The 10,445-nt window shown below is 39.9% G+C and carries 8 protein-coding genes; 5 read left to right on the forward strand and 3 right to left on the reverse strand.

Going from position 1 to position 10,445, the window contains the following annotated elements; genetic code table 11:
* The first annotated feature begins 313 nt into the window (after positions 1–313).
* Both dnaK and dnaJ read left to right on the forward strand, forming a co-directional pair.
* A complete protein-coding gene (gene dnaK, locus PR767_RS15800; RefSeq protein WP_004914699.1) occupies positions 314–2,230 on the forward strand; it encodes a molecular chaperone DnaK in 1,917 nt (638 codons plus the stop codon).
* Between the two features lie 110 nt (positions 2,231–2,340).
* On the forward strand, positions 2,341–3,477 hold the full coding sequence (dnaJ, locus tag PR767_RS15805) for a molecular chaperone DnaJ (protein ID WP_109911858.1): 1,137 nt from the start codon (positions 2,341–2,343) through the stop codon (positions 3,475–3,477).
* A 68-nt stretch (positions 3,478–3,545) separates the two neighbouring features.
* Here the strand turns inward: dnaJ and PR767_RS15810 are convergent, their stop codons facing one another.
* Together PR767_RS15810 and PR767_RS15815 are read right to left on the reverse strand one after the other, a co-directional pair.
* On the reverse strand, positions 3,546–4,946 hold the full coding sequence (locus PR767_RS15810; protein WP_004914697.1) for an amidohydrolase: 1,401 nt from the start codon (positions 4,944–4,946) through the stop codon (positions 3,546–3,548).
* Positions 4,947–5,066: 120 nt separating this feature from the next.
* Positions 5,067–5,915 carry an EamA family transporter gene (locus tag PR767_RS15815; protein ID WP_267750968.1) on the reverse strand — a complete coding sequence of 283 codons (849 nt, stop codon included), beginning with the start codon at positions 5,913–5,915 and terminating at the stop codon, positions 5,067–5,069.
* A gap of 391 nt (positions 5,916–6,306) precedes the next feature.
* Here PR767_RS15815 and nhaA point away from each other — a divergent pair, with 391 nt between their 5' ends.
* Positions 6,307–7,476 carry a Na+/H+ antiporter NhaA gene (gene nhaA / locus PR767_RS15820; protein WP_272520590.1) on the forward strand — a complete coding sequence of 390 codons (1,170 nt, stop codon included), beginning with the start codon at positions 6,307–6,309 and terminating at the stop codon, positions 7,474–7,476.
* 195 nt (positions 7,477–7,671) lie between these two features.
* Positions 7,672–8,592 carry a transcriptional activator NhaR gene (gene nhaR / locus PR767_RS15825; RefSeq protein ID WP_004914690.1) on the forward strand — a complete coding sequence of 307 codons (921 nt, stop codon included), beginning with the start codon at positions 7,672–7,674 and terminating at the stop codon, positions 8,590–8,592.
* A 54-nt stretch (positions 8,593–8,646) separates the two neighbouring features.
* On the opposite strand, the gene rpsT is transcribed toward nhaR, so the two are convergent.
* Positions 8,647–8,907, reverse strand: a complete 261-nt coding sequence (gene rpsT, locus PR767_RS15830; RefSeq protein ID WP_004914688.1) for a 30S ribosomal protein S20 — start codon at positions 8,905–8,907, stop codon at positions 8,647–8,649.
* A 589-nt stretch (positions 8,908–9,496) separates the two neighbouring features.
* Here rpsT and ribF point away from each other — a divergent pair.
* Positions 9,497–10,435, forward strand: a complete 939-nt coding sequence (gene ribF, locus PR767_RS15835; protein ID WP_109911859.1) for a bifunctional riboflavin kinase/FAD synthetase — start codon at positions 9,497–9,499, stop codon at positions 10,433–10,435.
* Positions 10,436–10,445: the final 10 nt, after the last annotated feature.

The following is a 10,445-nucleotide window of genomic DNA, read 5'->3' on the forward strand; positions in this document are numbered from 1 at the left end:
AAATTCAAATAGATAAAAAACAGAAAGTTTTGCCAAAGTGACAGCGGCGGCGCATCATACGCAGTTTTGATTGTTTAAACCATGATCACAAGACAGGTTTTTTTGCAATAAATGCAAATTTTTTTGATTCTCCCCCTTGATGAATGAATTTGTGACCCCATCTTAAAAGCATCAACTGATATCAATCCAAATTATTGCGTATTGAAAAATAATTTAGGCTCAGAGTGAAAACTCCCTTGAAAATGAAATATTGAGCCTCATATAGATTGATATCGAAATCATAGTGAAAAGAATTCCTTTGGAGGCGTTTTAGATGGGTAAAATCATTGGTATCGACTTGGGTACAACTAACTCATGCGTTGCAATTATGGATGGTACTACAGCTCGTGTTCTGGAGAACAGCGAAGGTGATAGAACGACTCCTTCCATCATTGCGTACACTCAAGATGGTGAAATTTTAGTAGGTCAGCCAGCAAAACGTCAGGCTGTGACTAACCCAGAAAATACTTTATTTGCAATCAAACGTTTGATTGGTCGTCGTTTCCAAGACGAAGAAGTTCAGCGCGACGTTTCTATCATGCCATATAAAATCATTGCGGCTGATAACGGCGATGCTTGGTTAGATGTGAAAGGCCAAAAAATGGCTCCGCCACAAGTTTCAGCTGAAGTTCTGAAAAAAATGAAGAAAACAGCTGAAGACTATTTAGGTGAGCCTGTAACAGAAGCAGTTATTACTGTACCTGCTTACTTTAACGATGCTCAGCGTCAAGCGACTAAAGATGCTGGTCGTATCGCTGGTTTAGAAGTAAAACGTATCATTAACGAACCAACAGCTGCGGCATTAGCATATGGTTTAGATAGAGAAGTGGGTAACCGTACTATTGCGGTTTATGACTTAGGTGGTGGTACATTTGACTTATCAATCATCGAAATTGATGAAGTTGATGGCGAAAAAACCTATGAAGTTTTGGCAACCAATGGTGATACTCACTTAGGTGGTGAAGACTTCGATACTCGTTTAATCAACTACTTAGTTGAAGAGTTTAAGAAAGAACAAGGTGTTGACCTACGTAACGACCCGTTAGCGATGCAACGTCTGAAAGAAGCTGCAGAAAAAGCAAAAATTGAGCTGTCTTCTGCACAACAAACAGACGTTAACCTGCCGTACATTACAGCGGATGCAACAGGTCCTAAACATATGAATATTAAAGTGACTCGTGCGAAATTAGAGTCACTGGTAGAAGATTTAGTTAAGCGTTCTATGGAGCCAGTTAAAGTTGCTCTGCAAGACGCGGGCTTAAGCGTGAGCGAAATCAACGACGTTATTTTAGTTGGTGGCCAAACACGTATGCCAATGGTTCAAAAAGTTGTTGCTGATTTCTTTGGTAAAGAACCACGTAAAGACGTGAACCCTGACGAAGCAGTTGCAATGGGTGCGGCAGTACAAGGTGGTGTTTTAGCGGGTGATGTTAAAGACGTTCTGTTACTTGACGTAACTCCTCTGTCTTTAGGTATCGAAACCATGGGTGGTGTGATGACTTCGTTAATCTCGAAGAACACCACTATCCCAACGAAACATAGCCAAGTATTCTCAACAGCGGAAGATAACCAAGCAGCGGTAACTATCCATGTTCTGCAAGGTGAGCGTAAACGTGCAAGTGACAACAAATCACTGGGTCAGTTTAACTTAGATGGTATTCAACCTGCCCCACGCGGTATGCCACAAATTGAAGTGACTTTTGATATCGATGCTGATGGTATCTTGCATGTTTCTGCGAAAGATAAAAATAGCGGGCGTGAGCAAAACATCACCATTAAGGCTTCTTCAGGTCTGAATGACGAGGAAATCGAAAAAATGGTACGTGACGCAGAAGCAAACGCTGAAGCTGACCGTAAATTTGAAGAGTTAGTTCAGGTTCGTAACCAAGCTGACCAATTAGTTCACGGTACTCGTAAACAAATTGAAGAAGCCGGTGATAAATTACCAGCTGAAGATAAAGCGAATATTGAAAAAGCAACTTCTGAATTAGAAGCGGCAGCAAAAGGTGAAGATAAAGCGGATATTGAAGCGAAAATCCAAGCTTTAGTCACTGCATCTGCAAAACTTCTGGAAATCGCACAGCAACAAGCTCAAGCGCAAGCGGGTGGTGCTGCTGGCGCAGAAGCGAAGAAAGATGATGACGTTGTTGATGCTGAATTCGAAGAAGTTAACGACAAAGATAAAAAATAATGCCCTTAGCGGGCGCAGTAGCTGTAGCAAATGCTAGTTAATGGTTACTGATACCGGATACGGGCGTCGAGGGAACTCTACGCCCGTTCCGCATGTTAAGGGTAAATAGAATGGCGAAAAGAGATTTTTATGAGGTGCTAGGCCTCGAAAGAAATGCTTCAGATAAAGATATTAAGCGAGCTTATAAGCGCTTAGCGATGAAGCATCACCCCGACCGTAATCAGGGGGATAAAGAATCAGAAGGTAAATTTAAAGAAATTAAAGAAGCTTACGAAGTTCTTTCTGACGAGCAAAAACGCGCCGCTTATGACCAATATGGTCATGCAGCGTTTGAGCAAGGCGGAATGGGCGGAGGCGGCGGCTTTGGTGGTGGCGCTGACTTTAGTGATATCTTTGGTGACGTCTTCGGTGATATTTTTGGAGGTGGCCGCAGACAGCAGCGCCCAAGCCGTGGTTCTGACCTACAGTACAACATGGAACTGACTCTTGAAGAGGCTGTCCGTGGAGTGACCAAAGAAATCCGTATTCCGACCTTAGAAACCTGTGACGTTTGTCATGGTAATGGTGCGAAACCGGGAACCAGTGCGGATACGTGCTCAACCTGTCACGGTATGGGCCAAGTCCATATGCGCCAAGGCTTTTTCTCTGTACAGCAGCCTTGTCCAACTTGCCATGGTCGCGGTAAAGTTATCAAAGATCCATGCAACAAATGTCATGGTCATGGCCGTGTTGAAAGATATAAAACACTGTCAGTTAAAATTCCAGCTGGCGTAGATACGGGTGACCGTGTTCGTTTGTCAGGGGAAGGTGAAGCCGGAGAAAACGGAGCACCAGCAGGAGACTTATTTGTTCAGGTTCATGTATTGCCTCATAATATTTTTGAGCGTGATGGTAATAACCTGCACTGTGAGGTGCCGATTAACTTTGCTGATGCAGCACTGGGTGGCGAAATTGAAGTGCCAACCCTTGATGGGCGTGTAAAACTGAAAATCCCAGCAGAAACTCAAACCGGTAAAATTTTCCGTATGAAAGGAAAAGGTGTGAAATCGGTACGTGGTGGCCTGCAAGGTGATTTAATGTGCCACATCGTTGTTGAAACCCCTGTTAAACTCAATGAGAAACAAAAAGAGTTACTCAAAGAATTTGGTGAATCATTAGGTGGAAAGAGCGGTGAGAAGAACAGCCCGCGCTCTAAAAGCTTTTTAGATGGTGTGAAGAAATTCTTTGATGATTTAACTAATAAATAATTAGTTAATAGTTGGTAAAGTTAGAATGGCTGACTGAGCATATTGCCAAGTCAGCCATTTTTTTTATCTTATTTTACAACTTCACCGCTAGCAACCACAGTTTCTCGGACTTTATTGGCAAAATCTTGAGCTTCTTTGATGATTGAATTTTCATCCGCAGTCAGTATTTTACGGTCTTTCATCAATACGTTGCCATCAACTATGGTATGACGAACATTGGCTCCATTAGCCCCATATACCAGCGCAGCATATGGGCTATACATAGGAACCATATTAGGTGATTTAGTATCAATAACAATAATATCAGCTAATTTCCCTGGTTCGAGAGAGCCCAGTTTATCTTCCATGTGTAATACACGAGCAGAGCCCATTGTTGCCATATCAACAACAGTGATTGGTGGCATCGCTGCTCTATCTTTATTTGCTAGTTTGTGAATCTTACCCACTAAATTCAATTCATTTAACGTCGTCAACGTATTACTCGACATTGGTCCATCAGTTCCCAAGCCAACACGGATCCCTTTTTCAAGCATGGTTGTCACAGGGGCAACACCCTTAGCGGACTTAGTATTCGCACTGATATTATGTGCAACACCGACATCATATTGTTTGAGCAAATCTATATCTTTTTCATCAACCATAATGGCATGGGCAGCTATTACTTTATTGTTCAGTGCACCTATGTCTGCCATATATTGTACCGGGCTTTTGCCACCAGTGCGTTTGGCGATTTCTTCTTGCTCACGATCTGTTTCCGCTAGATGGATCATCACGGGAACATCAAGTTCTTGAGATAATTTTGCTATTTTTTGTAAATGCTCTGTTGTGTTGGTATAAGGGGCATGGGGAGCAAAAGCAGGAGTGATACGTGGGTGATCTTTGTATTGATTAATAAAGTTTACGGCATAATTGATGCCTTCATCTGCATTTTTTGCATCAGCGACAGGAAATTGAATAACAGATTCACCAAGGACAGCTCTTAAGCCAATTTTATCAACGGTTTTAGCCACTTCATCTTCAAAATAATACATATCAACGTATGTTGTGACACCCCCTTTAATCATTTCAACATTAGCAAGGTTTGCCCCAACTCGTACCATTTCACGGGAGACCATTTTATTTTCTAATGGGAAAATATAACGGTGTAAACGGTCTGGAACATCATCGGCTAAAGAACGAAATACGGTCATAGATGCATGTGTATGCGTGTTAATTAGACCTGGCATGACAATATCACCATCAACATTCAGTACATTAGGTGCTTGATAATGTTGAGTAAGCTCAGGGCCACCAACGGCAATAATTTTATTGCCTTTGATGACAACCGTACCATGGTCAATAACCTGTTTTTGAGCATCCATAGTTAAGATGGTGCCATCTACAATTATGATGTCAGCGGGTGTAGCAGCAAAGCTAGAAAAAGAAGCACTAATAATGGAAATAGCCAGTAAAGATTTTAAAAGCGACATTTTGGCCTCATATCTGGTGAGAAAATATAAAAACTATAGGTAAATAAAAAAAATAATACTATTTTTAATAAAACAAAATTGATTGCTTGGTAACCGAACATTTAAATAATAATAATTTTATTAATGACTTAATTTTGCTAATAAAACACCAAAAACAATAACAACACAGGCAACGACTCGCATGACGTTGAATTTCTCTTTAAGAAAAGCAATAGATAGGAACATAGCGAATAGTACACTAGTTTCTCTAATTGCAGCGACCATGACAATGGGTGCTTGGCTCATCGCCCATATGGCAATACCATAGCTAATCAGTTGCATTAACCCACCTAGTAACCCAGAGCGCCAGTATTGTTGAATTCCAACAATTAGGGTACCACGATATTTGATAAAGCCAGGTACAGCTAACACAATCCCATTCAATAGAAATAACCAAAGTGTATACACTACAGGGTCTTCACTTGCTCTAGCACCATAGCCATCAGATAAGGTATAACAGGCAGTAAAAAAGGCAGTTGATATGGCAAAAGCCAGTGCTTTTCCTTTGATATTTAAGGTGAATTTTTTTCCTGCAAAGGCAATGAGCACTACGCCACTAATGATAAATAAAACACCAATAAGGCCCATTAATGGAATTAGCTCACTAAATAGCAAAGCGCCGAGTAGTGCAGTCATTAATGGCGCAGACCCACGTGATATGGGGTATATCTGGCTTAAATCACCATGTGTATAAGCCTGGCTTAAAAAATAGGTATAGCCAATATGAAATAATACCGATAAAGCTAACCAATGGATAGCTTCTGGTGATGGTAGGCCTAACCAGGATATTGCTGGTAGCGTTAAGATGCCAGAAAAAACAGAAATCATGACTAGACCGAAAAAGCGGTCATTGCCAAATTTAACAATGGCGTTCCAGCTTGCATGGCAAAAAGCAGCAAAAAGCACGGCAAATAGTACGTGAGTTGTCATTAGTAAATTGTAATCTTGAGTTTTTTATTGGCAATCTAATCGCATTTTATTTGCGAAGCGCTTTGCAAATATCTTGCAAGCAGTTTCCCACATTTAAAATCTTCACGAAAGGTATCGAGAAAAGAAGATATATAATTATTCTGTGGTGGTTGAAAAATGTAGGTTGGATACTGTAATAAGAAATTGAAATTATAAAGTCCATTTTTAACAAAATTTGTTATTTGTTTTTATAAAAGTTGTCTATAGTAAAATTAACGTTTCTTTATCATTCTCTGTGATGCTTAACTTAAATTACTCGATAATTCCGATTTATTTCTGATGAATAAACGACTTTTTGCGAATTGATGATTAGCATAGTATTAACATTCAAAAATATATTGGGGTTAACTATATGACAGCAATTATTCGTAAATTTCTAAGGTTAGAAGCAGCAGGGGGCTTACTCCTGATTATTGCTGCCATAGTCGCTTTAATGATGGCTAATTCGCCATTACAAGGGGCTTATCAGCAATTTTTAGATATTCCTGTATCAATTAAAATATCAGAGTTTGGTTTAGATAAACCTCTGATATTATGGATTAATGACTTCTTAATGGCGATTTTCTTTTTGGTGGTCGGCCTTGAAGTAAAACGTGAATTATTAGAGGGATCTCTTGCCGGGCGTGATAAAGCGATATTTCCAGCAATTGCAGCATTAGGGGGAATGATTGCCCCTGCACTAATTTACCTGTTATTTAATGGGGGAGATGCAGTTACTCAGCAAGGTTGGGCGATACCTGCAGCGACAGATATTGCGTTTGCTTTGGGGGTGATGGCTTTATTAGGTAAGCGGGTTCCAACAGAACTTAAGGTATTCTTATTAGCATTGGCTATTATTGATGACCTTGGTGTTATCGTAATTATTGCTTTTTTCTACACAAGTTCTGTTTCTTTGGTTGCATTGGGGCTTTCAGCATTGTGCATCGCCATTCTCTGTATGATGAATTGGCGTAGAGTAGAGAATACAGCGGCTTACTTAGTTATTGGGTTAATATTATGGGTGTGTATTTTGAAATCTGGGGTTCATGCCACACTAGCAGGGGTCATTGTTGGCTTCTTGATTCCTTTACATGGTACTAACCAGACCAAGCCTTCAGAAGAATTGGAACACGTCTTACACCCATGGGTTGTTTACTTAATTCTACCTATTTTTGCGTTTGCTAATTCGGGTGTACAGCTTCAAGGTGTAACATTAGAAGGTTTATTAAGCCCACTGCCATTAGGTGTCGCTGCAGGGCTAATTTTTGGTAAGCCTATCGGAATTTTTCTATTTAGTTGGGTTTCGGTAAAACTTGGGTTTGCAAAGTTGCCTGAGTCGATTAACTTAAAACAGGTTTTTGCCGTTTCTGTATTGTGTGGGATCGGTTTTACTATGTCTATTTTTATAACCGGCCTCGCATTTGATGGGCTTAATGAGGTGTATAGTACCTATTCACGTCTAGGTATTTTGCTTGGTTCTACGTTAGCTGCATTTTTAGGTTACTTTATGTTAAGAGTCGTGTTACCGAAACAAAAAGACTAACTTAGTACCAGCTCAATATTTAATTTTGCAAATTATTAGTAAGAATTTCCGAACTAATAATCTATGATATACCGTAGTGTGTTTATAAATACACTACGGTATTCATTTTAAAGGCTCTGAGAAATATGAGCTGCGGGTAAATGTGTATGGTCAATAGTGGTTTTTCTAGCTAGTGACGGTACAAAAGGAATCGATATGCGGGTTTCACATCTTAATTTTAACCATCTTTACTACTTCTGGCATGTATGTAAAGAAGGCTCTGTCGTCGGAGCAGCAGAAGCGCTTTACCTGACTCCTCAGACAATTACAGGGCAAATAAAAGCATTGGAAGAACGATTAGGTGGAAAATTATTCAAAAGGCAGGGGCGAGGTTTGGTGCCATCTGAGCTTGGGCAATTAATTTTTCGCTATGCAGATAAAATGTTCATGCTTAGCCAAGAAATGCTAGATATCGTTAATTACAGCCGCGAATCTAATTTACTGTTTGACGTCGGGGTTGCGGATACCCTATCAAAACAGTTAGTTAGTAAAATATTAGAAACTACAGTTGTAGAGCATGAACAAATTCATTTACGTTGTTTTGAATCAACACATGAATTGCTATTAGAACAGCTCAGCCAACATAAATTAGACATGATTTTGTCTGACTGCCCAGTTGACTCATCGCAGCAAGAAGGCTTGTTTTCGGTGAAATTGGGCGAGTGTAATATGAGTTTCTTTTGTCGTCAGCCAATCCCTAAAAAGCCATTCCCTGAATGTTTAGAGGAACGTCGTTTATTAATTCCTGGGCGGCGATATTTGTTAGGTAGGCATATCTTAGCTTGGATACGAAATAAAAATCTGCAAGTTGAAGTGTTAGGTGAGTTTGATGATGCGGCGCTTATGAAAGCATTTGGTATGCATTATAACGCGATTTTTGTAGCTCCATCGCAGTATACACCTGATCTTCTAGGTGGTGAAGACATTGTAGAGTTAGGCCGTTTAGAGAGCGTAAAAGAAGAATATTACGTTATTTTTGCAGAGAGAATGATACAGCACCCAGCAGTACAGCGAGTGTGTAATAAAGATTTTTCAGATTTATTTTCAGTTCCGCTTGATAGCTTAGATAAAAAATAACGACAAATAAAAAACCGGCATAAGCCGGTTTTTTAAGCTAATCAAGAAGCAAAATTACATTGCTTTGATTTGAGCAACTAAGTTAGCTTTATGACGTGCTGCTTTATTTTTGTGGATCAGGCCTTTAGTAGCATGGCGATCAACAATAGGTTGCATGTCATTGAATGCTTTCTGAGCAGCTTCTTTATCGCCTGCAGCGATAGCAAGGTAAACTTTCTTGATAAAAGTACGTACCATAGAGCGACGGCTAGCGTTATGCTGGCGACGTTTCTCTGACTGAACGGCACGTTTCTTAGCTGATTTGATATTAGCCAAGGTCCAACTCCCAAATGTATTCTATTGAGGACAATTCAAAGGTCGAGGAATATGCCCTTTCGCCCTTCATTTGTCAATGGATTTGTGCAAATAAACATCGTGTACTTCGATGCTCATGCGCTGTGAATGGTGCAAGATTCTATCAGCAAATATAAGAAGAATACAGATCTTAGCGTGAAAAAATGCGTAATTGATGGCAGAAATTTAAAAAGAATTAAGGCGAAAAATATTTTTTAGTTTATCAATCAGTGGGTAGTATGAAAACCAAGCATGTTATGGTTGTTTTTTGTTCTTTTTGACCACGTGGTTATAACCATTGAAGTATAAAACATAAAAATATAATATTTTTAGAGACCTTGGAACAAATTTGTTGTATTGATAATCCATTGGTTACCCCAAAGTTTTTGATGTTCGAATCTAATTGCTCTGTTTGAGGAGCGTAATAACCCACTAATTGCATAAAAATAGTGGTTAATAAATCGTGTAGAGATCAAAAAAATAGGGTTTAATGAAACCTTTTGCGAACTAAGGTTAACCTTATGCGTCGTACAAGGTATAATCCTGCAATTTCCTCGGTATTGAGCCTGTTATGGAGCTAATTCGCGGTATACAGAATATCCGGGCGTGCCATCATGGTTGCGTGCTGACTATCGGTAATTTTGATGGTGTCCATCGTGGGCATCAGGTTTTGCTTCAAAATTTGAAACTTAAGGGAGCGCAGTTAGGGTTACCAACTGTCGTGATGATATTTGAGCCACAGCCCCTTGAATTTTTTATTGGTGACAAAGCGCCTGCGCGTTTGACACGCTTGCGAGACAAAGTTAAATATCTTGCAGACAGTGGTATTGATTACCTCTTATGTGTTGAATTTAACCAGCACTTTGCATCATTAACACCCGCTGAGTTTGTTGCTGACTTACTTGTCAGTAAGCTTGGGGTAAAGTATCTCGCTATAGGTGATGATTTCCGCTTTGGGAAAAATCGCATGGGGGATTTTACTTTTTTACAACAGGCGGGTGATGAATTCGGTTTTGAAGTTGCAGATACAGAAAGCTTCTGTGATTCAGGGCTTCGTATTAGCAGTACGGCGATACGAAAAGCGATTCAAGAAAACAATCTTGAATTAGCTGAAAGCCTATTAGGGCATTCTTATCGTATTAGCGGGCGAGTGGTTCATGGTAATCAACTTGGCAGAACAATAGGTTTTCCAACAGCAAACCTACCGTTAAAACGTTTAGTCACACCAGTTACTGGTGTGTATGCTGTAGAAGTTTACGGTTTAGGTGATAAGCCTCTACCTGGTGTGGCAAATATTGGCACACGTCCGACTGTATCTGGAAAAGGAACACAGTTAGAAGTTCATCTGATTGATGCAAATATGGATTTATATGGGCGTCATATCGATGTAGTGTTACGTAAGAAATTACGTGATGAGCAGCGGTTTGCTTCGTTGGAAGCGCTTAAGGAGCAAATTGCTAATGATGTAATTGCAGCGAGAGAGTATCTTACTGCAATAGGAATCAGATAATTTAGCGGAA

Origin of the sequence: Providencia sp. PROV223, from assembly GCF_028479245.1 — a bacterium.
GTDB classification, from domain to species: domain Bacteria; phylum Pseudomonadota; class Gammaproteobacteria; order Enterobacterales; family Enterobacteriaceae; genus Providencia; species Providencia rettgeri.